This is a genomic window from Myceligenerans halotolerans, assembly GCF_054782975.1.
The window spans coordinates 30,477-56,331 of record NZ_BAAGRL010000008.1 but is presented as its reverse complement, the minus strand read 5'-3'; the positions used below and the strand labels follow the sequence as shown (position 1 = coordinate 56,331).

The 25,855-nt window shown below is 71.2% G+C and carries 18 protein-coding genes; 12 read left to right on the top strand and 6 right to left on the bottom strand.

The window, feature by feature from the left end; translation table 11 throughout:
• Positions 1-39: 39 nt before the first annotated feature.
• Complete coding sequence (locus tag ACYVK5_RS07510; protein WP_460703426.1) at positions 40-198, top strand: hypothetical protein; 159 nt, start codon at positions 40-42, stop codon at positions 196-198.
• Between the two features lie 37 nt (positions 199-235).
• Here ACYVK5_RS07510 and ACYVK5_RS07505 read toward each other — a convergent pair whose 3' ends face one another.
• The 3 genes from ACYVK5_RS07505 to ACYVK5_RS07495 form a co-directional block, all read right to left on the bottom strand.
• Positions 236-1,762, bottom strand: a complete 1,527-nt coding sequence (locus ACYVK5_RS07505; protein ID WP_460703424.1) for an alpha-L-fucosidase — start codon at positions 1,760-1,762, stop codon at positions 236-238.
• 70 nt (positions 1,763-1,832) lie between these two features.
• Positions 1,833-2,591 carry an SDR family NAD(P)-dependent oxidoreductase gene (locus tag ACYVK5_RS07500; RefSeq protein WP_460703422.1) on the bottom strand — a complete coding sequence of 253 codons (759 nt, stop codon included), beginning with the start codon at positions 2,589-2,591 and terminating at the stop codon, positions 1,833-1,835.
• A 132-nt stretch (positions 2,592-2,723) separates the two neighbouring features.
• A complete protein-coding gene (locus ACYVK5_RS07495) occupies positions 2,724-3,572 on the bottom strand; it encodes a fumarylacetoacetate hydrolase family protein (protein ID WP_460703420.1) in 849 nt (282 codons plus the stop codon).
• Between the two features lie 144 nt (positions 3,573-3,716).
• On the opposite strand from ACYVK5_RS07495, the gene ACYVK5_RS07490 reads away from it, so the two are divergent.
• The 6 genes from ACYVK5_RS07490 (at position 3,717) to ACYVK5_RS07465 (ending at position 10,600) form a co-directional block, all read left to right on the top strand.
• On the top strand, positions 3,717-5,018 hold the full coding sequence (locus ACYVK5_RS07490) for an L-fuconate dehydratase (protein ID WP_460703418.1): 1,302 nt from the start codon (positions 3,717-3,719) through the stop codon (positions 5,016-5,018).
• Complete coding sequence (locus tag ACYVK5_RS07485) at positions 5,015-5,992, top strand: aldo/keto reductase (RefSeq protein WP_460703416.1); 978 nt, start codon at positions 5,015-5,017, stop codon at positions 5,990-5,992. The genes ACYVK5_RS07490 and ACYVK5_RS07485 overlap by 4 nt, the downstream gene beginning before the upstream one ends.
• The gene (locus ACYVK5_RS07480; protein WP_460703414.1) at positions 5,989-6,840 is read left to right on the top strand and encodes an amidohydrolase family protein; all 852 of its coding nucleotides are present in this window, start codon (positions 5,989-5,991) and stop codon (positions 6,838-6,840) included. The genes ACYVK5_RS07485 and ACYVK5_RS07480 overlap by 4 nt, the downstream gene beginning before the upstream one ends.
• A gap of 70 nt (positions 6,841-6,910) precedes the next feature.
• Positions 6,911-8,437 carry a sugar ABC transporter ATP-binding protein gene (locus ACYVK5_RS07475; RefSeq protein WP_460703412.1) on the top strand — a complete coding sequence of 509 codons (1,527 nt, stop codon included), beginning with the start codon at positions 6,911-6,913 and terminating at the stop codon, positions 8,435-8,437.
• Positions 8,434-9,462 (top strand): ABC transporter permease, encoded by a 1,029-nt coding sequence (locus ACYVK5_RS07470; RefSeq protein WP_460703410.1) that lies wholly within the window; start codon positions 8,434-8,436, stop codon positions 9,460-9,462. Before ACYVK5_RS07475 ends, ACYVK5_RS07470 begins: the two co-directional genes overlap by 4 nt.
• Before the next feature lie 136 nt (positions 9,463-9,598).
• Positions 9,599-10,600 carry a substrate-binding domain-containing protein gene (locus ACYVK5_RS07465; RefSeq protein WP_460703408.1) on the top strand — a complete coding sequence of 334 codons (1,002 nt, stop codon included), beginning with the start codon at positions 9,599-9,601 and terminating at the stop codon, positions 10,598-10,600.
• A 100-nt stretch (positions 10,601-10,700) separates the two neighbouring features.
• Here the strand turns inward: ACYVK5_RS07465 and ACYVK5_RS07460 are convergent, their stop codons facing one another.
• The 3 genes from ACYVK5_RS07460 to ACYVK5_RS07450 form a co-directional block, all read right to left on the bottom strand.
• Positions 10,701-11,372, bottom strand: coding sequence for a FadR/GntR family transcriptional regulator (locus ACYVK5_RS07460; RefSeq protein ID WP_460703406.1), 672 nt, complete (start codon positions 11,370-11,372; stop codon positions 10,701-10,703).
• A 153-nt stretch (positions 11,373-11,525) separates the two neighbouring features.
• Entirely contained in the window at positions 11,526-12,581 is a 1,056-nt protein-coding gene (locus ACYVK5_RS07455) for a glucose 1-dehydrogenase (RefSeq protein ID WP_460703404.1), read from the bottom strand.
• Positions 12,581-14,431: a glycoside hydrolase family 15 protein gene (locus ACYVK5_RS07450; protein WP_460703402.1), complete on the bottom strand. Its 1,851-nt coding sequence runs from the start codon at positions 14,429-14,431 to the stop codon at positions 12,581-12,583. The genes ACYVK5_RS07455 and ACYVK5_RS07450 overlap by 1 nt, the downstream gene beginning before the upstream one ends.
• A 316-nt stretch (positions 14,432-14,747) precedes the next feature.
• On the opposite strand from ACYVK5_RS07450, the gene ACYVK5_RS07445 reads away from it, so the two are divergent.
• The 5 genes from ACYVK5_RS07445 to ACYVK5_RS07425 all read left to right on the top strand — a co-directional run bounded on the left by ACYVK5_RS07445 (position 14,748) and on the right by ACYVK5_RS07425 (position 25,846).
• Entirely contained in the window at positions 14,748-18,242 is a 3,495-nt protein-coding gene (locus ACYVK5_RS07445) for a family 43 glycosylhydrolase (RefSeq protein ID WP_460703400.1), read from the top strand.
• Positions 18,243-18,476: 234 nt separating this feature from the next.
• Positions 18,477-19,094 (top strand): hypothetical protein, encoded by a 618-nt coding sequence (locus ACYVK5_RS07440; protein ID WP_460703398.1) that lies wholly within the window; start codon positions 18,477-18,479, stop codon positions 19,092-19,094.
• The gene (locus ACYVK5_RS07435) at positions 19,094-20,146 is read left to right on the top strand and encodes a hypothetical protein (RefSeq protein WP_460703396.1); all 1,053 of its coding nucleotides are present in this window, start codon (positions 19,094-19,096) and stop codon (positions 20,144-20,146) included. Before ACYVK5_RS07440 ends, ACYVK5_RS07435 begins: the two co-directional genes overlap by 1 nt.
• Positions 20,147-20,255: 109 nt before the next feature.
• Positions 20,256-23,087, top strand: a complete 2,832-nt coding sequence (locus ACYVK5_RS07430; protein WP_460703394.1) for a discoidin domain-containing protein — start codon at positions 20,256-20,258, stop codon at positions 23,085-23,087.
• A 191-nt stretch (positions 23,088-23,278) separates the two neighbouring features.
• Positions 23,279-25,846, top strand: a complete 2,568-nt coding sequence (locus ACYVK5_RS07425) for an immunoglobulin-like domain-containing protein (protein ID WP_460703392.1) — start codon at positions 23,279-23,281, stop codon at positions 25,844-25,846.
• The last annotated feature ends 9 nt before the right edge of the window (positions 25,847-25,855 follow it).

The window sequence follows — 25,855 nt, the reverse complement described above, 5'->3', positions numbered from 1 at the left end:
CCCACCGGACAGCTCGACTCCGAGACGGGTGCGGTCGTCATGGCGCTGCTGCGCGGCGTCGTCGAACAGGAGCGGACGACGGCGCTGGTGGCGACCCACGACCCCACGCTCATGGCATTGGCGGACCGCGTGCTGCGCCTGGAGGACGGCCGGCTCGCCGAGGCGGCGGGGCCGGCCGTACCCGCCCCGGCCTCGTGAGCGGGACCACACCTGCGGACCCGGTGGTCGCGGGCGGTCACTGGTGCAGGTAGTCCTTGCGCGGCGGAGTGGTCTCCGCCTCCAGGAACAGCCGGACGACGGCGGCGCGCGGGGTGCGGACGACGAGCTCGCCGGCCGTCTGTTCCCACGGGACGGGACCGGTCTCGCCGAGGAGGGTGACCTCCTTGACCGGGCGGGTGAGGAGCCCCGCGCCACGGCCGAAGGCGCGGATGCGCAGTTCGCCGTCGTCGGGCTCGGCGAGGGGGATCGCATAGACGTAGTCGCCGGTCACGTGCGTGCGGGCGGTGAACCGGAAGTCGGATCCGGTGAACGTCCGCGACTCCCCGTCGACGAAGGATCCGGCGGCGACCTGTGTCGGTCCCTCGCCGGAGACGACCCAGGGCCGGGTGCCGTAGATCGCCTCGCCGTTGGTGGCGAGCCAGGCACCGATGGTCAGGAGGATCTCCTGCTCCGCGGCGGGGATGGTGCCGTCCGGTTTCGGGCCGATGTTCAGGAGCAGGATGCCGTTCTTGGACACGACGTCTGCGAGCTCGGTGATCAGGTCGTGGGCGGTCTTGTGGTCGTGGTTCCGCACCCATGACCACGCGGTCTTCGACACGGAGGTGTCGTTCTGCCACACCGTGGGGCGGATGGCTCCCATCGTGCCGCGTTCGATGTCGTAGACGGCGGAGCCTTCGGCGAACGCGTCCCACTTGTAGTTGATGACGACCTCGCGGCCCCAGGCGGCCGCGCGGTTGTAGTAGTAGGCGGCGACCTGTGCCAGGTACGGCTTGAAGGCGGGGTGCTCGATCCACCAGTCGAACCACAGCACCTGCGGGCGGTAGCGGTCGATGATCTCGACGGTGCGCAGCAGCCAGTCCTCCAGGAAGCGCTCGTGCGGCGCGGTCTCCTCGCGCTGTGCCGGACCGTAGAAGTCCTGGGTCTGCGCGGCGAGCACGTCGGAGTCGAACTGCGTTCCGGTGTTCATGAAGAACCAGTGCTCGGCGCGATGCGTGGAGGCGCCGCGCACCATCCAGGCGCGGTCGGTGGCGGCGGACAGGTCGCCGAACACGTCGCGCTCCGGCCCCATCCGGGCCGCGCTCCAGCGGGAACGCCGGGTGTCGTACATCGCGAAGCCGTCGTGGTGCTCGGCGACGGGTACGACGAACTGCGCGCCCGCCTTCCGGAACAGCTCCGCCCACTCGTCGGGGTCGAACCGGTCCATCGTGAAGGAGGGGATGAAGTCCTTGTACCCGAACTGGCGATGGTCGCCGTAGGTCGCGACGTGGTGCTCGAACTCCGCGCTGCCCTCGCGGTACATGTTGCGCGAGTACCACTCGTTGTTGAAGGCGGGGACCGAGTACACGCCCCAGTGGATGAAGAGGCCCAGCTTCGCGTCCTCGTACCACCGTGGCGGGGTGTAGCCGCGGAGCGACTCCCAGGTGTCCGTGTACGGGCCCGCGTCGATGACGGCGCGGACGTCGGCGAGGGCCTGGGTGTTGTCGGAGACGTCGACCGGATCGGGCAGTGCGGAAAGATCCAGTGCCGGCAGTGACTCGGTCACGAGCGTTCCTTTCGAGGTCGGGGTGGGGGATCAGCCGGGGCCGGGCGTCCCGGGCGTGCATGTACTGACGTCAGTCCGTCGGCGGCCTGACCCGCAGTTCCTGCATCCCGCCGTCGACGGCGAGCGCGATGCCGGTCGTCGAGCCGGAGGCGGGGCTGGCGAGGAGGGCGACGGCGTCGGCCACCTCCGCGGCGGACACGAGCCGGCCGTGCGGCTGGCGGGCCTCCAGGGCGGCGCGTTCGGCGGCGGGATCGGGTGCGGAGTCCAGCAGGCGGTTCACCCAGGGGGTGTCGGCGGTGCCGGGGTTGACGGCGTTGACGCGGATGCCCTCGCGCACGTGGTCGGCGGCCATCGCGCGGGTGAGTGCGGCGACGGCGCCCTTGCTCGCGCTGTAGAGGGCGCGCTGGGGGAGGCCGGCGGTCGCGGCGATGGACGAGGTGTTCACGATCGCGGCCGCCGGGGAGCGGCGCAGGTGGGGGAGTGCGGCGCGGCTGACGCGGGCGATGCCGACGACGTTCACGTCGAGCACGCGGTGCCATTCGTCGTCGGGGTTTGTCTCGACGGTCCCCTGCGCGCCGATTCCGGCGTTGTTCACGAGGATGTCGATGCGGCCGAGCTCGGCGGCCACGCGCTCGATCCCGGCGCGCACGCTCGCGTCGTCGGCGACGTCGACGGCGAGCGCGAGGTCGGCGTCGACGGCGGCATCCGGGTGCAGGTCGAAGACGGCGACGGTCGCGCCGGCCGCTCGCAGGCGTGCGGCGACGGCGGCGCCGATGCCCGACGCGCCGCCGGTGACGATCGCGACGAGTCCGGTGAAGTCGTGGTTCATGGGGCTGTTCCTTCCGTGTGGAGCGTGGGCGGGACGTCGGGAACGAGGTCGGCTGCCCGGGCATGAGGTTCGCGACAGCAGCTCTCGGGCGATGCGCGCCAACCTCGTCGTCGGGACGCCGAGCTCGTTTCCCTACCCGGCGACGACGTGCTGCTGCTGGCGTCCGAGCCCGTCGATCTCCAGTTCGACGACGTCGCCGGGCGCGAGGTAGGGGAACCGGCCGGACAGGGCGACGCCCTCGGGGGTCCCGGTGAGGACCAGGTCGCCGGGTTCGAGGGCGAGCACCTGGCTGAGCTCGTACACGATGCGGTCGATGCCGAAGATCAGGTCGCTGGTGCGCGAGTCCTGTCGCGGCTCGCCGTTCACGGTGCTGCGGAGGCGCACGTCGTCGGCGTCGGCCTCGTCCGCGGTGACGAGCCACGGCCCGGTCGGGCAGAATCCGGGGGCGCTCTTGCCCTTCGACCACTGGCCGCCGGACTCGGCGAGCTGCCAGTCGCGCTCGGAGAGGTCGTTCGCGAGGACGTACCCGGCGATGTGGGCGCGGGCGTCGTCGGGGGAGGCGAGGTAGCTCGCGCGGCGGCCGATGACGATGCCGAGCTCGACCTCCCAGTCGGTCTTCGTGCTGCCGCGGGGGACGGCGACGTCGTCGAACGGGCCGGTCACGGTGTTCGGCGCCTTCATGAACATGACGAGCCGCGTCGGCGGCTCGGAGCCGGACTCGGCGGCGTGCGCCGCGTAGTTCATGCCGATGCAGTAGACCGCGGAGGGCCGTGCGATCGGCGGGCCGACCCGCGTGTCGGCGGCGTCGGGGAACACCGGCAGCTCGCCTGCCGCGAGCGCCGACCGGCTGCGTTCGAGGCCGTCCGACGCGAGGAAGGCGCCGTCGATGTCGGCCGTCAGGCCGCGCAGGTCGTATGCCTGGTCGCCGTCGAGCATGACGGGGGTCTCGTTCCCAGGGGTGCCGAGGCGGGCGAATCTCATTCTTGTCCTCTCCATCGAGTGGGCGGCGAACGTCTGAACTCTTGCTGGACCGGTGCGCCGTTTCTCGCTGATTCTTGCACATGATCGGGTGTTGACATCCAAGACATCCGATGTTTACGCTCGAGTCGCCCACGAAAGGACGCCATGAGTACGATCGTCAGCGTTGACACCCGGGACATCCGCTTCCCGACCTCCCTCGAGCTCGACGGTTCGGACGCGATGAACCCGGACCCCGACTACTCGGCGGCCTACGTCTCGGTCCGCACCGATGCCGGCGACGGCCACGAGGGACACGCGTTCGTGTTCACGATCGGCCGCGGCAACGACGTGCAGGTCGCGGCCATCGACGCCCTGCGCGGGCACCTGGTGGGACTCGACGCCGAGGCGCTCCTGGCCGACATGGGGGCGGCGTCGCGACTCCTGACCCACGACTCGCAGCTGCGCTGGCTCGGCCCCGAGAAGGGCGTCATGCACATGGCCATCGGCGCCGTCGTCAACGCTCTGTGGGACCTGCGGGCGAAGCGCGCGGGACAGCCGCTCTGGTTGCACCTCGCGAGCCTCGGCCCGGAGGAGCTCGTGTCGCTCGTGGACTTCCGGTACCTGACCGACGCTCTCACGCCCGACGAGGCGCTGACGATCCTCCGCGAGGCGGAGCCCGGTCGCGCGGACCGCGTCGCGCACCTGATCGAGGCGGGGTACCCCGCCTACACGACCACCCCCGGCTGGCTCGGGTACTCCGACGAGAAGCTCGAGCGGCTCTGTCGCGAGGCCGTCGCCGACGGCTTCGGGCAGATCAAGCTCAAGGTCGGTGCGAGCCTCGACGACGACGTGCGCCGGCTCGGCATCGCCCGCCGCGCCGTCGGCCCCGGCTTCCCCGTCGCCGTCGACGCGAACCAGCGGTGGGACGTGGCCGACGCGATCGCCTGGGTGAACGCGCTCGCCGAGTTCCGGCCGGCGTGGATCGAGGAACCGACGAGCCCCGACGACATACTCGGCCACGCCGCGATCGCCCGGGGTGTCGCCCCGGTGCCCGTCGCCACCGGCGAGCACGTGCAGAACCGCATCGTGTTCAAGCAGCTCCTGCAGGCGGGCGGCATGCAGGTCATGCAGATCGACGCCACGCGCGTGGGCGGCGTGAACGAGAACATCGCGCACCTGCTCCTGGCCGCGAAGTTCGGCGTGCCGGTCTGCCCGCACGCGGGCGGCGTCGGCCTGTGCGAGGCCGTCCAGCACCTGTCGATGTTCGACTACGTGGCGGTGTCGGGCACGATGGAGGGGCGCATGATCGAGTACGTCGACCACCTGCACGAGCACTTCGTGACGCCGACCGAGGTCGTGGCCGGCCGGTACCTCCCGCCCACGGCGGCGGGAGCAGGAACGGAGATGCTGCCCGCGTCGGTCGAGGCGCACACCTGGATCGGCACGCACGTCGAGGAGCCGGCATGACCGACACCACAACCACCGTGACCGGACCCGGGCGGCTCGGGCCGCTCGGCTTCGGCGCGGCCTCGATCGGCAACCTGTACCGGGCGGTGACCGACGCCGAGGCGTCCGCCGCGCTCGACGCCGCCTGGGAGAGCGGCATCCGCTACTACGACACCGCACCGCACTACGGCCTGGGGCTGTCCGAGCGCCGGCTCGGCGCGTTCCTGCGGGAGATGCCGCGCGACGAGGTCGTCGTCTCGACGAAGGTCGGTCGTGTGCTGGAACCGAACCCCGGGTTCACCGGGGGCGACGACCTTGCCCACGGGTTCGCGGTACCGGACGACCACGTGCGCCGGTTCGACCCGAGCGAGGCCGGGATCCGCCGCAGCGTCTCCGACTCGCAGAGGCGGCTCGGACTGGAGCGCATCGACATCGCCTACCTGCACGACCCCGACGTGTACGACCTCGACCGCGGGCTCGCCGAGGGCCTGCCCGCACTGGTGCGGCTGCGCGAGGAGGGCGTCGTCGGCGCGATCGGCATCGGCGTGAACGACGCGGGTGCCGCGGCGCGGGCGGTGCGCGAGGGCGACCTCGACCTCGTCATGATCGCAGGCCGCTACACCCTGCTCGAACAGCCCGCTCTCGACGAACTCCTCCCGCTCTGCGTGGAGCGCGGCGTCGGAGTCGTCGTGGCGGCGCCGTACAACTCGGGAGTGCTCGCCACCGACGAACCGGCGCGGGACGCCCACTACGACTACGGCGAGGTGCCCGACGATGTGCTGCGCCGGGTTCGCGAGCTCGCGGCGGCCTGCCGGCGTCACGGCGTCGCGCTGCCGGCCGCCGCGCTCCGGTACCCGTTGCGGCACTCCGCGGTCCGGTCGGTCGTGGTCGGATCCGCCCGCGCCGAGTCGGTCCGCCAGAACGCCGAGCGCGTCCGCGCCACGATCCCCGACGAACTCTGGTCGGAGCTCCACGACGAAGGGCTGATCCCATGACCAGCCGAGTGATCGACACACACCTGCACCTTTGGGACCTCGGGCGGAGCTCCTACGCCTGGCTCACGCCCGAGCTCGGGCCGCTCCACCGCGACTTCGCACCGCACGAGGCCGAGGCCGAGCTGCGCGCCGCCGGCGTGGACGCCGCGGTGCTCGTGCAGGCCGACGACACCGCGGACGACACCCGCTTCATGCTCGACGTCGCCCGGGCGCACGACTGGGTCGCGGGTGTCGTCGGCTGGGTGCCCCTCGACCACGAGCCCGGGACCGCCGCCGCGCTCGAGGAACTCGCCGCCGAGCCGCTGCTGCGCGGCATCCGTCATCTCGTGCACGACGACCCGCGCGACGACTTCTTCGACCTGCCGCAGGTGCGGGCCTCGCTCGGCCGGGTCGCCGATCATGGCCTCGTCCTCGACGTGCCGGACGCCTGGCCCCGCCACCTGCAGGCGACGGCGCGCCTGGCGCGGGACCTTCCCCAGCTCACCGTCGTGCTGGACCATCTCGGCAAGCCGCCGCTGGGCGGCGACCTCGGTGCGTGGCGGGTCGAGTTCGATCGCCTCGCCGCGGCGCCGAACTCCGTCGTCAAGTTCTCCGGCCTGCACCTCCCGGGCGCGCCGTTCACGACGGCCGTCGTCGGCCACCTGCTCGATATCGCGCTCGAAGCGTTCGGTGCCGACCGCATCATGTACGGCGGCGACTGGCCGATGTCGGTTCCCCACGGCGGGTACCGGCCCACCTGGGAGGTGATGCGCGCCTGCCTCGACCGGCTCACCCCCGGCGAGCGGGACGCCATCCTCGGCGGCAACGCCGAACGCATCTACGCCACTCGCCGAGGAGAGACCGGATGAATCGGCCAGGAACGAGAGATCTCGAGGAAGAGACACCAGTGAACGAGTACACGCCGAGGGAGGCCGCACGATGAGGGCCGCCGCATCCGCCCCGCTGCTCGAACTCGAGGGCGTGAGCAAGGGATTCCCGGGCGTGCAGGCGCTCGACGACGTGCGGCTCGACCTGCGCCACGGCGAGGTGCTCGCGCTCGTCGGCGAGAACGGTGCCGGCAAGTCCACCCTCATGAAGCTCCTCGCCGGGATCCACACGCCCGACGCCGGCACCTTCCGCATGAACGGCCGCGAACTGGTGATCGACGGGCCGCGCCACGCGCAGGAGCTGGGCATCAGCATCATCCACCAGGAGTTCAACCTGATGCCCGACCTCACGGTCGCGCAGAACATCTTCATCGGCCGCGAGCAGCGATCGGGGGGAGTGTTCCTCGACGACCGCGCCCTCAACCGGCGGGCCCGCGAGCTGTTCGACAGCCTCGGCCTCGCACTCGACCCGGCCGAACCCGTCTCCGGCCTGACCGTCGCCCGCCAGCAGATGGTGGAGATCGCCAAGGCGCTTTCGTTCGACGCGAAGGTCCTGATCATGGACGAGCCGACCGCGGCGCTCAACGACGCCGAGGTGGAGGTGCTGTTCCAGCTCATCGGCCGGTTCCGCTCGCCCGACACCGGCGTGATCTACATCTCGCACCGCATGGAGGAGCTCTCCCGGATCTCCGACCGCATCACCGTGCTGCGGGACGGCCGCTACATCGACACGCTCGAGACGGCAGCGGCCGATCAGCGCGAGGTGATCTCGCTGATGGTCGGTCGTGAACTGCGCGGCGAGCAGCGGCCGGCGCCGGTCCGCGCCGACGTCGAGCCGGTCCTGTCCGTGCGGGGGCTGACGACGAAGCACCTGCTGCGCGACGTCAGCTTCGACGTGCACGCCGGCGAGATCCTCGGTTTCGCCGGCCTGATGGGCGCGGGGCGCACCGAGGTCGCGCGCGCGATCGTCGGCGCGGACCGGCCCGAGTCGGGCGCGATCACGGTGCACGGGCGCGAGGCGGACATCCGCAACCCCGCGGACGCCGCACGCCTGGGCATCGGCTATCTCTCCGAGGACCGCAAGCATCTCGGCGTCCTCCTGGAACGCAACGTCCGCGAGAACGTCGTGCTCGCCTCGCTCAAGGACTACGTCGGCGCGCTCGGCTTCGTGCATGGCCGGCGCATCGAGGAGGCCGGACAGGAGTACGTGCGCAAGCTGCGGATCAAGACCCCGTCGACCGGGCAGCTCGTGCGCAACCTTTCCGGCGGGAACCAGCAGAAGGTCGTCATCGCCAAGTGGCTCGCGAAGGACTGCGACGTGCTGATCTTCGACGAGCCGACCCGGGGGATCGACGTCGGTGCGAAGGAGGAGATCTATGTGCTGCTGCGCGAACTCGCCGACCAGGGCAAGGCGGTCGTCATGATCTCCTCCGAACTGCCCGAGGTGCTCCGCCTCGCGAACCGGATCGCCGTGATGGCCGAGGGACGGCTCACCGCCGTGCTCGACAACGCCGACGCCACCCCGGAGATCGTCATGGACCACGCCACCCGCTTCAGCGCCGAAGGAACTCTCGCATGAGCCCCACCATCCCGACGACCAACCAGACCTCATCGGCCTCGTCCGCCTCCGCGGCCGACGCCGGTGCCCTGCGGTTCGCTCGCCTGCGCGGGTCGCTGCAGCAGCTGCTCGCCGCGGCCAGCCTCATCGTCATCGTCGTGTTCTTCTCGTTCGCGAGTTCGCACTTCTTCACCGCGAACAATCTCGTCTCGATCCTCACCGCCGCGACGGTGACCGGGATCCTCGCCCTCGGTACGACGTTCGTGATCATCACCGGCGGCATCGACCTGTCCATCGGCACCGGGATGGTGTTCTGCGGCGTGATGGCCGGGGTGTTCCTCACCTACTGGGGGTGGCCGCTGTGGGCCGGCGTGGCCGCGACCATCCTGTTCGGTGGGCTGATCGGCCTCGTCAACGGCATCAACGTCTCGGTGCTCGGCATCCCGCCGTTCATCGCCACGCTCGGCATGATGCTCATCGCCGCGGGCCTGTCGCTCGTGATCTCGGGCACGAAGCCGATCTACTTCAACGAGACCCCCGAGTTCCAGAACATCATGAACCTGTCGATCATCCCGGGGGTGCGCTTCCCGATGGGCGTGGCGATCTTCATCGTCATGATCGTGGTGGCAGCGGTGATCCTGTCGAGGACGATCGTGGGGCGCTACGCGTTCTCGATCGGCTCGAACGAGGCCGCGACGGCGCTCTCGGGCGTGAACGTGCGGCGCTGGAAGATCCTCGTCTACACGCTGTCGGGGCTGTTCGTCGGGCTCGCCGGCGTGCTCTCCGCGTCCCGTCTCTCGTCGGCGCAGCCGACGGGCGGAATGGGTCTCGAGCTGGAGGCGATCGCCGCGGTCGTCATCGGCGGCACCTCCCTGCAGGGCGGCAAGGGGTCCATCGTCGGCACCGTCATCGGCGCGCTCATCATGGCCGCCCTGACCAACGGCCTCCGCATCATCTCGGTCCCGCAGGAATGGCAGTCCGTCGCCGTCGGCGTCGTGATCCTCATCGCCGTCTACCTCGACATGCTGCGCCGCCGGCGGGCATGAGACGCCCGGGCTCCCCGGAGTCCGGAGACACGACAATCCACAACCACAACAACCCACAACCGTCCATAACCATAGCAATCCACAATCCACAACCACAGCAATCCACAACCACAGTGCGACTCACAAGGGTGTGACCATGTTCCACAAGCACAGGATGTTCCCCAGGCGCGCTGCAGGCGCCGTCGTCGGCCTGACGGCCGCCGCTCTCGCGCTCGCCGGCTGCGCGAGCGACGAGGGCGAACCGACGGGCGGCTCGGGCGGCGACAAGCCGTACGTCGCGCTCGTCTCGAAGGGCTTCCAGCACCAGTTCTGGCAGGCCGTGAAGACCGGCGCGGACGAGGCCGCCGAGGAGTTCGACGTCGAGGTCACGTTCGAGGGGCCCGACACCGAGGCCGACGTCGAACAGCAGATCCAGCTGCTGCAGACCGCCCTCGACAAGAACCCCGCCGCGATCGGCTTCGCCGCGCTCGACAGCCAGGCGGCAGGCCCGCTCCTGCAGCAGGCGGACAACCAGGGTGTGCCGGTCATCGCCTTCGACTCGGGCGTGGACAGCGACATCCCGCTGACCACCGCGGCCACCGACAACCTCGCCGCGGCGGCCGAGGCCGCCGAGCATCTCGCCGACGCGGTCGATCACGAGGGCAAGGTCGCGATGGTCGTGCACGACCAGACCTCGGTCACCGGCCAGCAGCGCCGTGACGGCTTCGTCGAGTACATGGAGGCGAACGAGCCCGACATCGAGATCGTCGACATCCAGTACGGCGGTGGCGACCAGGCGAAGTCGGCCGACCTCGCGAAGGCGATCCTGTCCGCCAACCCCGACCTCAAGGGTTTCTACGGATCCAACGAGGGCTCGGCGATCGGCGTCGTGCAGGCGGTCAAGGAGCTCGACGTCGATCCCGAGTCCCTCGCGGTGGTGGGCTTCGACTCCGGTCAGGCGCAGATGGACGCCATCCGCGACGGCCTCATGATCGGCGCGATCACGCAGAACCCCGTCGGCATCGGCTACGAGACGGTCAAGGCCGCGGTCGAGGCGATCGACGGCAAGGAACTGCCCACGACGATCGACACCGGCTTCTACTGGTACGACACGTCGAACATCGACGACGACGAGATCCAGGCCGTGCTCTACGAGTAGGAGATCGCGCGGCTCGCCATGTGGTCGGGGGTTTGGCGTGTGGTCGGTCAATCACTTGACCGACCACACGCCAAACCCCCGACCACGGCGCGGCTTCCCGTCAGAGGGCTCCGCGGAGCCACTGCTCCACACCTGACACGTGCACGATCGTGAGGGCGGACGCGAGTTCGGCGTCGCCCGCCGCGATCGCGTCGAGGATGGCGTGGTGCTCCCGCAGCGTGCGGTCCACGGCGTTCTCCTGCGTGATGCCGCGCCAGATCCGCGCGCGAACCGTGTGGCTGGAGAGCGAGTCGATGAGGCTCGCGAGGTAGGTGTTGCCCGTCGCCTCGGCGATGCCGCGATGGAACTCGAGGTCGTGCTCGACCAGGCTCTCCACGTCGGCGCTCTCGTCGACGCTCGTGACGAGCTCGCGCAGTCGCGTCAGGTCCGTCTCCGCGGCATGCCGCGCGGCGAGCGCGGACGCCGCGGGCTCGAGGATCCGGCGGACCGCGAAGATCTCCAGCACCGACTGGTCGTCGTGCAGGTCGACGACGAACGACATCGCCTCGAGCAGCAGCCGGGGCTCGAGGCTCGTGACGTACGTGCCGTCGCCGCGGCGGACGTCCAGCACGCGGATCAGCTCGAGCGCCTTGACCGCCTCGCGCAACGAGGAGCGTGACAGCCCGAGCCGCTCGCTCAGCTCCTTCTCGGGCGGGAGCCGGTCTCCGGGGGCGAGATCGCCCGCGATGATCATCTCCCTGATGCGCAGGATCGCTACGTCGGTGACGGCCATGGCCGCATCGTATCCGCTGCGCGGCGAGACACATCCGATCACTGCGGCGCGGACAGGTCTGACCTCTGGGCGGTAGGCCCTGTCCACCGTGCCCGGGATGCTCGCCAGAGCGCCGGACAGCGCGCGGGAGACCTCGCCGAAACGTCGGGTGTCTCAGCGGTCCTGCAGCTCCAGTACCGTCTTGATGCTGCCGGGGTCGTTCGCCAGGAACCCGACGGCGTCCTCGAGCGGCACCCGGCGGGTCACGATGCGGCCCAGCCAGGTGGTGTCGGCGCGCGCCAGCACCCCCGCGGCGGTGCGGTAGTGGTCCAGGTTGGCGTTCACCGAGCCGATCACCACGTCGTTCTCCAGCACGATCTCCCGGTTCAGGGCGCCGGCGTCGATGGTGAAGCGCCGCCCCTCCGGTGTGACGCCGGTGAGGCAGGTGACGCCGTAGCTCTTGGTCGCGGTGAGGGCGTCGAGGACCACCCGGCTCGCGCCGGTCGCCTCGATCACCACGCCCGGCTGCACGGCGTCGGCGACGTCCGTGACCGATCCCGTGTGGTACTCGGCGCCGAGGTCCCTGACGAGGGCCGGCTTCGGGCCGTCGGTCGCTCGATCGAGCACGTGGACCTCCAGGCCCCGCTGGGCGCCGATCAGCGCGGCCAGCAGCCCGATCGGGCCGGCGCCGGTCACGAGGACCACCTTCGGCTCGAACCAGGCCCGCCCGCCGACCAGCTCGATCTGCTCCCACGCCTTGGCGACCACCGACGTCGGCTCGAGCAGCATGCCGACGTCGGCGAGCGACGCGTCGAGCCGGACGGCGTAGTCGGCCTCGACGGTCCACCGCTCGGAGGCGAACCCGTCGATCGCCTTGATCCCGCGCTCCGTGTACTCGCCGTTGCGGCACATGTCGAACTGCCCGCGCGCGCACGCGCCGCACGGCTCAGGATCGGGCCGGCGGACGACGCCCACGACCAGGTCACCGGGTGCGAAACCGGAGCCGTCCGGCGCCGCCCGCACCCGCCCGAGCGACTCGTGCCCCAGGACCAGCCGGTCCCGGCCCGGCGGGGCCCAGCCGTACTCGCCCGCGATGATCTCCCGGTCCGTGCCGCACACGCCCACGGCCAGGCCGTCCACCAGGAGCTCGCCGTCGCCGGGGACGGGCTCGTCGACGTCGGTGACGGCGAGCGTGCCCGGGCTGCGCGGGACCACCGTGAGCGCGCGCATCAGGCGGGCTCCGCCGCGGCGGACGGGACGCCGTCGCGCTCGACCGCACCCGCCCCCACGTCACGTTCGGTGTATCCGCGGCTCAGCCGCAGGGCGCTGTTGACCAGCCCCAGGTGGCTGAACGCCTGCGGGGTGTTGCCCAGCTGACGCCCCGTGGCGACGTCGTACTCCTCGCTCAGCAGCCCCAGGTCGGTGCGCAGGGAGAGCAGCCGCTCGAACAGCGCGACGGCCTCGTCGCGCCGTCCGATCCCGTGCAGCGCGTCGACCAGCCAGAAGTTGCAGACCAGGAACGTCGCCTCCGCGCCGGGCAGGCCGTCCACGCGGTCGTCGGCGTGCGTGTGATAGCGCAGGAGGAGCCCGTCCTGGCTCAGCTCGCGCTGCACGGCCTCCACCGTGCCGACCACGCGCGGGTCGTCCGCGGGCAGGAACCCGACCTGCCCGATCAGCAGCAGCGCGGCGTCGAGCCCCTCCGACCCGTAGAACTGCGTGAACGTGTTCCGCTTCGTGTCGAACCCCTGCGTGCACACCTCGGCGTGGATGCGGTCGCGCACCTCCCGCCACCGCTCGACCGGCCCGTCCAGCCCGTGCTTCTCGACGGCGCGCACCGCCCGGTCGAACCCGGCCCACGCCATGACCCGCGAGTGCACGAACGCGCGCCGCGGGCCGCGGACCTCCCAGAGCCCGTTGTCCAGATCGTCCCAGTGGTCCTCGAGGTGGTCCAGGAGCGCCTTCTGCACCTGCCACGCGTCCGGGTCGGTCTCCAGCCCCGCGCTGCGTGCCAGGTGCAGGGCCTCGAGCGTCTCGCCCCACACGTCGATCTGCAGCTGCCCGGCCGCCGCGTTGCCGACGCGCACCGGCGCCGAGTCCTCGTAGCCGGGCAGCCAGTCGATCGTGAACTCCGGCAGCCGACGGCGGCCGCCCAGCCCGTACATGATCTGCAGGTCCGCCGGGTCGCCGGCCACGGCCCGCAGGAGCCACGCCCGCCAGTCGCGCGCCTCGTCGATGTATCCCGTACCGATCAGCGCCTCGAGCGTGAACGCGGCGTCCCGGAGCCAGCAGTACCGGTAGTCCCAGTTGCGCGTGCCGCCGATCTCCTCGGGGAGGGAGGTCGTGGCGGCCGCCACGATGGATCCGGTCGGCGCGTAGGTCAGCGCCTTGAGCGTGATCAGGGACCGGTGCACGGCGTCGGCCCACGGGCCGTCGTAGGTCGACTGCGCGATCCAGGACCGCCAGAACTCCTCCGTCTCCCGCAGCGCCGTCTCCGGGTCGACGGGCTCGGGAGCCTGCAGATGCGAAGCGTGATGGGCGAGGACGAAGGGCACCCGGTCGCCCGCGCTCACGGTGAACGCGGCGCGCAGGACGGCGCCGTCGGCCACGCCCTCACGGGTCACGTCGACCGGTGTGTCGAGCCGTACGGCGTCCGGGCCCGCCACGGCGAACAGGGCGCCGGCGCTCTCGAAGGTCCGGGGCACGACGCTCCCGTAGTCGAACCGGAGCCGCAGCTCGGTGGTCATCGGGACGGTCCCGCTGACGCCTTCGACGATGCGGACGACGTCCGGCACGGAGTCCCGTGGCGGCATCATGTCGATCACCCGGACCGTGCCCTCGGGCAGGTCCCACTCCGTCTCCAGGACCAGCGTGCCGTCCCGGTACCGGCGGCGGCTGCACTCGCCTCCTCCCTCCGGCGCGAGGCGCCACGAGCCGTGCTCGTCGTCCCCGAGCAGCGCGGCGAAGCAGGCCGGTGAGTCGAACCGCGGCAGGCACAACCAGTCGATCGCGCCGTCGCGGCCGATCAGCGCCGCCGTGTGGCGATCTCCGACAATTCCGTAATCTTCGATCCGGCGTGTCATCGCTCTCAGCCTAGGTTCGGCAGGCCGTCCCCACCAGGGGACGTGCCCTCGTGGAGCTGACGCCGGTCGGCCGCGGCGCGGTCGGTCACGGCGTTGTCGGTTGCTTGTCGTGTGATCGGCGTCTCGAACAGCCGACCTCACGACATCGGGCCGACCTCAGGTCGCCAGCTTGGCCGCAGGCTTGATGGAGAGGTGTGTTCACGTTAACATCGCCGGGGCGCGCCGCCGTGGCGGCCTCCGCCCTTGCCCGCGCCACACGAGGTCCCCGGCCTCCGGCACCCGTAACACCCCGCACGACCGACTCGAAGGAGAGCACATGGTCGTCAGAACACCCGCGACCCAGATCACGAGGCGAGCACTCGTCGCCGCGGCGGCGACGCTCGGCATCCTCGCCGCGGGAGTCACCCCCGCGACCGCGGACCCCGCCCGGACCGAGGTCCGCGCGGCCGCGCTCGACGGGACCGCGACGTCCGCCCAGGCCGACCTCGACGCGGTCGTCATCCCCGACGCCGACGACATCCGCGGCAACATCACACTCCCGGCGACCGGCAGCGTGAACGGCAGCGCCATCACGTGGTCGGCGTCGCCCGAGGGCGTGATCTCGACGGCGGCCGACGGCGAGATCGCCGCGGGCGTCGTGACGCGCGGTGCGACCGACCAGCAGGTGGTGCTCACCGCGTCGGCCGACGGCGAGACCCGCGACATCACCGTGACCGTGCGGGCGGACCACGAGCTCGCCGAGTTCGAGGGCTACGCGTTCTCCTACTTCACCGGCAACTCCCTCGCGGGCGAGAACATCTACTTCGCGGCCAGCGAGGGCAACAACGCCCTCGACTGGAACGAGCTGAACGGCGGCCAGCCGGTGCTCACCTCCGAGTACGGCGAGGAGGGCCTGCGCGACCCGTTCCTCATCCGCTCGCCCGAGGGCGACACCTTTTACCTCATCGCGACCGACCTGTCGATCGGCTCGGGCACGTCGTGGGACGAGGCCCAGCGCCAGGGGAGCAAGCACATCGAGGTGTGGGAGTCGCACGACCTGGTGAACTGGTCGGAGCAGCGGCACGTGCGCGTCGCGCCCGACACCGCGGGCAACACCTGGGCGCCCGAGGCCTACTACGACGACACGCTCGGCGCGTACATCGTGTTCTGGGCGTCCAAGCTGTACGCCGAGGACGACCCCGACCACACGGGCAGCACCTACAACCGGATGCTGTACGCGACGACGCGCGACTTCGTGACGTTCAGCGAGCCGCAGATCTGGCAGGACGGCATCTCCCGCATCGACTCGACGGTGATCGAGGACGACGGCGTCTTCCACCGCTTCACGAAGGACGAGGGCGCGGGCACCACGGGGTGCTCGGACATCATCCAGGAGACCTCCACCACCCTCCGCGCCCCGCTCGAGGAGTGGACGGCGATCGACTCCTGCATCGGCCGCGACGCCGGCACGAGTGCCGTCGAGGGGCCGACGATCTTCGAGTCCAACCCGGGCGATGTGAACGGCGGCGGAACGCACTACCTGTTCGTCGACGAGTACGGCGGCCGCGGCTACATCCCGCTGGAGACGGAGAACATCGCGAACGGCGGCTGGTCCGTCGCCTCCGACTACGACCTGCCCGCGAGCCCGCGCCACGGGACCGTGATCCCGGTGACGGCGGACGAGCTGGCAGGACTGAACGAACTCTCCGCCGGGCCCGACCCGATCTCGTCGAACGAGGACGGCGAGGTCGTCCGGTACGACTTCACGGACGGCGCCGGCGAGACGCTCACCGACGTGTCCGGCAACGGGCGCGACGCGACCATCGCGGGTGCGACGTGGGCGGAGGACTCCCTCGTGTTCGACGGCGCCGACGACTACGTCGACCTGCCCGACAACCTGATGCCCGGCCTGGAGGACATCTCGGTGGAGGCGGACGTCTGGGTGGACGAGAGCCAGTCCGGGAACTACTTCATCTGGGGCCTCGGCAACACCGACGGCGACGGCGTCGGGAACGGCTACCTCTTCACGACGGGCAACAGCCAGTACCGCACGAGCATCGCCACGGGCAACTGGACGACGGAGCAGACGGCGCGGGCAGGGTCCGCGCTGCCGCGCGGCCAGTGGGCGCACCTCGTCTACACGCTCTCCGGCGAGACCGCCCGGATCTACCTCGACGGAACCCTGGTCGCGACGCAGGACGGCGTGACCCACGACCCCGGCGACATCGGGCTCGGCACGACGACGGCGAACTACCTGGGCCGCTCGGTCTACGACGCCGACAACCGCCTCGACGGCAGGTACCGCGAGTTCGCGATCTACGACCGCGCGCTCACGGCGGCCGAGGTGCTCGATGCCGCGGGCGCGACGGACAGCATGACGGACATCTCGCTCACCGACCCGGCCCAGCTCGCCGTCGACCCGATCGTGGACACCGAGGCGCGCACCGTGACGTTCCCGGTCGTCGAGGGAACCGACCTCACGGCGCTCGCGCCGACGTTCACGATCGCCTCCGGCGCGACGGCGACGCCCGCCTCGGGGACGACCGTCGACCTGACCGGGCCGGTGGAGTACGACATCACCGCGGACGGGTCGACGACGACCTGGACGTTCACGGCACAGGAGGTCACGACGCCGGTGCTCGACGGCTTGTACGCCGACCCGAACATCGCGGTGTTCGGCGACACGTACTACATCTACGCGACGTCGGACGGCTACGCGGGCTGGGGCGGCAAGGAGTTCTACGTCTGGAAGTCGACGAACCTCGTCGACTGGACGCGTGCGGACGAGCCGTTCCTGACCCTCGACGGCGAGAACGGCAACGTGCCGTGGGCGACCGGGAACGCGTGGGCGCCGACGATCATCGAGCGGGACGGGAAGTACTACTTCTACTTCTCCGGCCACAACCCCACCTACAACCGCAAGACGATCGGCGTCGCGGTCGCGGACAGCCCCGAGGGGCCGTTCACCGCGCAGCCCGAGGCGATGATCCTCAACAACGAGGCGGTCACGTCGGTCCAGGCGATCGACCCCGCCGCCTTCCATGACCCCGTCACCGGGAAGTACTACCTGGCGTGGGGGAACGGCACGCCGTTGAACGGGCCCGTGCTCGCGGAGCTGGGCGACGACATGGTGTCGATCAAGGCAGGCTCGTTCCAGAGGATCGAGGGGCTGACCGACTTCCGCGAGGGCGTGTTCCTGAACCACCGCGACGGGCTGTATCACCTGACGTACTCGATCGACGACACGCGGTCCGAGAACTACCGGGTCGGGTACGCGACGTCCACGAGCATGGACGGCCCGTGGACCTACCACGGCGTGATCCTGCAGAAGGACACCTCACTGGGGATCCGCGGCACGGGACACAGCTCGATCCTCAACGTCCCCGGCACCGACGACTGGTACATCGTCTACCACCGGCACGCGCTGGACGGCGGCGACGGCACGCACCGCGAGACGACGATCGACCGCCTCGAGATCGGCGAGGACGGCCTGTTCCAGGCGGTCACCCCGACGCTCACGGGCGTGGACCCGCAGACCGTTCCCGCGGCGGGGGCCGACGTCGCCACCGAGATCGGGTCGCGCTGCATCGCGGGCGGCGTCGTCCTCACGGTGTCCGTGACGAACGAGGGCGAGGAGGACGTGTCGGCGACGGTGTCGACGGCCTTCGGCGAGAGGTCCTTCGACGCGCTGGGCGCCGGCGAGTCGCGCTCGGTGGCGTTCCGGACGCGTCAGGCCGAGATCGCGGCGGGCGTCGTGGAGGTCACCACGACGGACTCCGCCGGCACGTCGGCGGCGTCGACCGTGGAGTACGGGGAGGTGACCTGCGGCTGAGAGATCGCGCGGGAGGCATGGCCTCATACGTGTGGTCGGGGGACTGGCGTGTGGTCGGTCAAGTGATTGACCGACCACACGCAGAACGACCGACCACGCCTATCTGCGCAGGTCTGGAACGAGGGGGTGGTCCCTCGGGTTTGCCGGACGGCGTGTGTCGTCCGGCTCCGGCAGACGATCGTCGTCTGCCGGTGCGTTGCCCGGCGACGTTGCCGGGCGGGAGGAGTGACGACTGTGCGGAAGACGAGCATGTGGACACGCGTGGGAGTGGGCGTGGCTGGTGGCGCCCTGGTGTCGGGCGTCGCGGGAGCGGCGTTCGCGGAGGAGCAGGTCGGCGCGGGCAGCGACGTCGACGTGAACGTGACGATCGAGGACACGTCGCAGGGCGTGCTGGCGATGAGCGTCGCGGGCACGTCGGCACCGCTGACCGAGGCCGAGTCGGGCGATCCGATGGTGCGTGAGTTCACGGGCCAGCTGCCGACGGTGACCGTGACGGACACCCGGACGGCGGACGAGATCCCGGACGGCGCGTTCTGGTGGGTCGAGGGCACGGCGTCGGCGTTCACGGGCGACGCGGGCCAGGCCGACATCCCCGCGGGCCACCTGGGGTGGCAGCCGAGCGTGGCGGACGACGGATCGGGTGCCGTGGCCGTGGGCGGCGACGTGGACACCGTGATGGACGAGGGACCGAACAACGTCGGCCTCGAGGGACGCGAGCTGCTGGAGATGGCGATGACCTCCGAGGAGGCGATCGGCTCGTGGGAGGCGACGGCGGGTCTGACGCTGAAGGTGCCGTCGGAGACCGAGGCCGGCTCGTACTCCTCGACGCTGACGCTGTCGCTGTTCGAGTGATGGCCGCCGGCCGGGCGTGGGGCTGGGATCGCGGTGTCCTGACGCTGATCGTCTCCCTCGGCATCCTGTGGGCGGGTACTCCCGTCGATGCCGCGGCGGACGAGGGCGAGTCCACGGACGACGCGATCACCTGGTCGGTGCGCCCGGCCGGCGAGTCGGAGGCGGACGGGAGGTCGTGGGTGGAGCAGACGCTCGACCCGGGCGACAGCAGAGGCGAGCACATGGCCGTGACGAACCTCAGCGACGTGGATGTCACGTTCCGCCTCTCGGCCGCGGACGGGCTCTTCCGCGACAACGGCCGGTTCGCGATGCTCGAGTCGGGCGAGGAGTCCGTCGGCGCGGGCACGTGGATCGACCTGGACGACGAGGTGGCGGTCGGCGCGGGCGAGACGGCGATCGTGCCGTTCACGACGACGGTGCCGGCGAACGCGACCCCGGGTGATCACGCCGCGGGGGTCGCGGCGTCGATCCTGTCCCGCAGCACCGGTGACGACGGCGCGACCGTGGGCGTCGAGAGCCGTGTCGGGTTCCGCGTGATGACGCGCGTGACGGGCGAGCTGTCGCCGGGCGTCGCGGTCACGGACGTCGCGTCGTCGTACGACGTGTCGTGGAACCCGGTGTCCCCCGGCGCCGCCGAGGTGACGTTCGAGGTCGAGAACTCCGGCAACACGCGCCTCGTGGTCACGGGGGCGGCCGATGCCGCCGGCCGGCAGGTGGCGTTCCCCGGCGAGGGCGAGATCGACCAGGAGCTGCTGCCGGGCGACCGCCGCACGTTCACCGTGCGGGTGGGCGACGTGTGGCCGTGGTTCTTCGTGCCCGCCACGCTCGAGGTCACCCCGGACGCCGTCGGCGCGGGGGAGGGGACGCCCGTGGACGCGGTACGCGTCGACGCCGGGGTCTGGGCGATCCCGTGGCCGCAGCTGATCGCGCTGGCCGGCGTGGCCCTGATCATCGGCTCGGCCGTGTGGGGACGGGTCCGGTCGAGACGCCGCCTCGCGCGGCTGCTGGACGAGGCCCGTGCCGAGGGCCGCCGGGAGGCGTCCGGTTCCTGACACCGCGCGGCGATTCGCCGGCGGTCCGCCGCCGGTCATGTCGCCGCCGGTCATGTTCACGCAAACATCGTGGGGCGCCGAAGCAGGCTCCCCGTCACGAAGGAGTGAGATGGTGAGACGCACGAAGATCGCGGCCGGCGGCATGCTGGCGGCCGCGCTGGTCATGCCCCTGGCGGTTCCGGCCGCCGCCGACGTCCCGCAGGGCGACCCGACGACCTACGACTCGTACCGGCCCGTCCTGGATCCCGGTTCCGGGGCGGACGACTACTTCCAGCCCTACTGGTTCGACGACACCGGGCACCACATCCAGGCGCACGGCGGGCAGATCGTGCCGGTGTCCGCGGAGGACCTGGGCGTCGACGCGGGCGCCGTCGTCGAGGGCGAGGAGGCCGGCGAGACCGTCTACTACTGGTACGGCGAGGACCGCAGCAACGGGTACTACGGCAGCCCCGGCGTCCACGCCTACAAGTCGTACGACACGAGGAACTGGATCGACCAGGGGATCGTCCTGCGCTCGGTGTCGGCGGCGTCCGAGCTCGAGTCCCCGTACTTCGACGACCTCTACGACACGGTGGACGACGCCGGCGAGCCGCGCCAGGACCGTATCGACGAGCTGAACTACCACCTCAACACGAGCGAGACGGCCGACTACTCGACGATCTTCGAGCGGCCGAAGGCGCTCTACAACGAGCAGACCGGCCAGTGGGTGCTGTGGTGGCACTCGGACGGGCGGACCACGCCGGGCGGCAGCATGTATGCACGGTCGATGGCCGGCGTCGCGGTGTCGGACAACCCCGCCGGTCCGTTCCGCATGACGGGCGTGTACCGCATGCCGAACCGCGACGACTACCAGGCGTGCACGTCCTCGGCGGTCCCCGGGCAGGCGCGGGACATGACCGTGCACCAGGACGACGACGGCTCCGCCTACATCGTCTACTCGTCCGAGGAGAACTACTCGCTCTACATCGCGAGACTCGACGACGAGTACACGAACGTCCTGCACACGACCGGCACCGACATGGCGGACGCGGGACAGTACTCGGAGGACGGGGAGTTCCCCTACCTGTTCGCGGACGGCACGGCGGAGGCGCCCGTGCGGGGCGAGGACTTCCAGATCGTCAAGGAGTGCGGCCATCTCGAGGCGCCCGCGCTCTTCCGGCACGGCGGGAAGTACTACGCCGTCGCGTCCGGCGCGACGGGGTGGGCCCCGAACCCGCAGACGTACTACACGGCCGACAGCATCCTCGGCACCTGGATCCGCGGTGTCGAGCCGGACGACGTCCACGAGACCGTGCGGTACGACACGATCCCCGAGGGCGGCGACGGGCTGCTGTCCGTCGGCGACGCGCGGCGCACGAGCTTCGGGTCGCAGTCGACCAACGTGCTCGATCTCGGCGGCGGCCGCCACGTCTACATGGGCGACCGCTGGAACTCCGGCGCCGCCGACTCCACCTACGTGTGGCTGCCGATCACGATCGGGGAGGGCGGGCGCGCCATGATGCGCAACCCGGCCGCGGAGGATCCCGAGCGCTGGGGCGACGGCTGGGACGAGACCTACTGGGACGACCAGGGGCTCGGTACGCGGATCTGGAGCGTCGTCGACGACGGGCTGCCGGACCAGGTGGCGCCGGGGGAGGACTTCGGCGACCGGCTCCCCGGGACGGTGCCCGTCGAGGTCGACGGCGCGACGACCGACGTCGCCGTGACCTGGGATGCGACGAGCTACGACGCCCTCGGCCCGCAGACGATCACGGGCACGCTCGCGGCCGACGCGAACTTCACCGCCGGCCGCACCATGACGCGCACGATCGAGGTGCACCAGGAGGGCGTCGCGAACCTCGCGCCGCGGTCGGCCGTCGTCGCGTCGAGCCGCCAGGACCTGGCGTCCCGGCTCGTCGACGGGAACACCACGGGCAAGGGCTGGGACGACTGGTCGTCGTCCGGGTATCCGCTGAGCAGCTCCCTGTCGTTCACGTGGCCCCTGGCGCAGGAGCCCGAGCAGGTCGTCGTGCACACCTACAAGGACGGATCCGGTGCGACGTGGCCGTCCACGATCGCCGCCGAGTACCTCGACGGGTCGGGCGCGTGGGTGCCGGCGGACGTGAGCGTCGACCTGGCGCAGGACGCGGGCGCCCCCGCCCCCGTCGCCATCCTCGACGTGTCGCACCTGCCCGCGACGAACGGGCTGCGCCTGCAGCTGACGACGGACACGGACACCTGGCAGTCGGTTTCCGAGGTGCAGATCTGGGGCGCCGACGGCGTCGCCGACCTCTGCCACGCGGAGGGCACGACGGTCTCGGCCACGTTCCACCAGACCGAGTGGGACACCATGCCGGCCGGCAACGCGTGCGACGGCGACGCGTCGACGTCGTGGTCCACCTGGTCGGGAGAGAACCCGCAGGACGAGGTCTCGTTCACGGTCGAACCGGCCGGGAACCACGTCGTCGACCAGGTCGGCTTCACGAGCATCGAGGGCACGATCACCGCGCTCACGGTCGAGTACCGCGACGACGAGGGCGGCTGGCACCCGACGACGGCGCAGGACGTCGCGCCGAGCGCCACCGGTGTCCCGACGACGATCGCGTTCGATCCCGTCGTCGCCTCCGCGGTGCGGATCACGTTCCGGACGCCGGGCTCCTACCTCAAGATCCCGGCGCTCGGGGTCGGGACGGCGGCGTCCGGACTCGAGCCGGCGGTCGCGACGCGCTGCGTCGGCGGGCGGGTCGGCGTCGTCGTCTCCGTGCGGAACGCGGGCGACGAGGCGGCCGACGTCGTCGTCGGGACGGACTACGGCACGAAGGACCTGGGCGAGGTCGCGGCCGGCGCGACCGCGTCGGCGGTGCTGAACACCCGCGAGGCCACGGTTCCCGCGGGCGAGGTCGTCGCGACCTCCGCGGAGGGCTCCGTGGCCGCCGGCTACCCGGCGGCCACCTGCGGGTGAACGAGGGAGGGCGCCCGCCGGCATCGGTCGGCGAGGCGCTCTCCCCGGCCGCGCCGGGCGGACGCCCGAGGGCCGCGGCTCATGAGATGCCGCGGAGGGACGAGAGGAAAGTGACAATGCGAGATCATGGATCAACAGGGACGGCGGCACCCCGTCGCACGAGGCGCCGCGCCGTCCGCGCGGGTGCGGGGGTGGCAAGCGCCGCCGTGGTGGGTGCGCTGCTCGTGACCACACCCGCCGCGGCCGACGTCCCGGTCGACGGGCTGCTCGTCGCCTACGACTTCGCCGAGACGACAGGCGCGGTCGTGCACGACGCGTCGGGCGCGGGCAACGACGGATCCGTCGCCGGCGGTGAGGCCTGGAACGACGGGTTCATGCGGTTCACGGGCGACAACCATGTCAACCTGCCCGACGGCCTGCTCGCGGGCCAGGACGCCGCGACCGTCGTCGTCGAGACCAGCCCCGAGGCGCTCAGCGGCGCGCAGTTCCTGTGGAACATCGGCGGATCCGGCAACGACGAGACGGGGCAGATGTTCATCCAGCCCGTTGTGCCCCGCCTGTCGATATCCCCGACGAACTGGTCCGGCGAGCAGACCGCACGAGCGTCGCGGCAACTCGTCGAGGGACAGTGGCAGTCCGTCGCGGCCGCGATCGAGCGCGACGACGCGAGCGGTACGTCGTCACTGCGTCTCTACGTCGACGGCGAGCTCTGGGCCGAGAAGACCGACTCGGCGACGAACCTCGACGACCTCGCGGTGCACACGATGAACTACCTCGGAAAGAGCGCCTACTCCGGGGACCGGCTCTACCAGGGCGCGGTGTCGTCCTTCCGCGTCTACGACAATGCGCTGACCGCGACCGACCTCCAGGCCATCGCCGACGCCGACGCGCCTGCCGCGGCGGCCGAGACGGCCGCCGCGATCGACCTCGCAGCCGTCAACGAGCAGGACCTCTCGGCCATCGAGACTGGCATCGTGCTGCCGACGGCCGGCAGCGTGACCTGGTCGGCCGAGCCCGCCGGCGTCATCGCACCCGACGGATCCGTCACACAGCCGGCCACGGACACCGACGTGACCCTCACGGCGACGGTCGACGTGCGGGGGCACGTGGCCACCCGCACCGTCGACGTCACGGTGCTGCGCGCGCCGAGCGAGGAGGACAAGGCGCAGCAGGACCTCGCCGCGATCTCCATCGCCGGTGCCGACGACATCCGGGGCAACATCACGCTGCCCGAGACGGGTGCGCGACATGCGTCCGCGGTGACGTGGGCGTCCGACCATCCGGAGATCATCGACGTCGCCCCGGGCGCCGGCGTCGCGCCCGGCGTCGTGACGCGAGCTGACGCCGACACCACCGTGACGCTCACGGCGACGGCCACGAACGGCACCGCGACGGCAACACGCACGATCGAGCTGCTCGTGCGCGAGGCGTACGACATGCCCGAGACGACCGACTACCTCTTCGCCCACTTCACAGGGCCCGAGCACAGCCACACCGACGAGCAGGTCTACTTCGCGACGAGCCGGGACGGCGCCACCTTCACGGACACACGGCCGCACGGCTCACCTGTGCTGTCGGTCGAGGAGGACCAGGGCGACGGTGGCGTGCGCGATCCGTTCCTGGTGCGCTCGCCGGAGGGTGACCGCTTCTACCTCATCGCGACCGACCTGAGCATCTACCACCGCGGCGGGTGGGGCAACGCGCAGGCGACGACGACCGGATCCACGAAGATCGCTGTCTGGGAGTCGACGGACCTTGTCAGCTGGAGCGAGCCGCGTCTGCCGGACATCGCGGGACCGATCCCTGAGGCGGGCATGATGTGGGCCCCGGAGGCATTCTGGGACGAGGACACGCGGCAGTACTACGTGTACTGGGCGACGAGGTCGGAACCCGAGAACACGATCGGCGACCCCGTGAACATGTACATCGCCACGACACGCGACTTCGTGACGTTCTCGACGCCGCACGTGTGGATCGACCGCGACCACTCCATCATCGACACGACGATGTTCAAGATCGGCGACTGGTACTACCGGGCTTCGGGCGACGGCCAGATCACGATCGAGAAGTCGAGGTCGATCGACGTCCCGACGATCTCCGCGAGTGCGCCGACGTCGGGCACCGAGAACGAGTGGGTGCTCGTCGGCACGCTCCAGTCGATCCTCGGGGGGACGACCGAGTCGTGCGGCACGGGGAGGAACTACTCGGGCGGCTGTCTCGAGGGTCCCGAGTTCTTCCGCTACAACGACGACGACCGGGGCGCGGCGGCGGAGCTCTACGGGCTCATCGCGGACCAGTACGCGGCGGGCCAGGGCTACCTGCCGTTCCGTACCACGAACCTCGGATCGACGGACGCGGCCGACTGGAGCAAGGCCACGGACGTCGACTTCGGTGAGCTCAGGAAGCGCCACGGCACGATCCTGCCGATCACGCAGCGCGAGTACGACCGTGTGAGGTACCACTTCGCGGGCGTCGGCGAGGACCCGGACGCGTCCGTGTGGGACGTGTCCGCCTCCACGCGATGCGTCGCGGGCCGCGCGGTCGTGACGGTCTCGGCCACGAACACGGGCGACTCGGCCGCCGACGCGGTCGTGACGACCGGGTTCGGCGAGAAGGGGCTCGGCGCGATCGAGCCGGGCGGGACGTCGTCGGCGGCGTTCGCGACGCGTCAGCCGTCGGCGGCCGCCGGCGACGTGACGGTGTCGGGCGGTGCCGGCGCGGACGCGACGGCGAGCTACGACGCGGTCGACTGCGGCTAGGTGCCACGG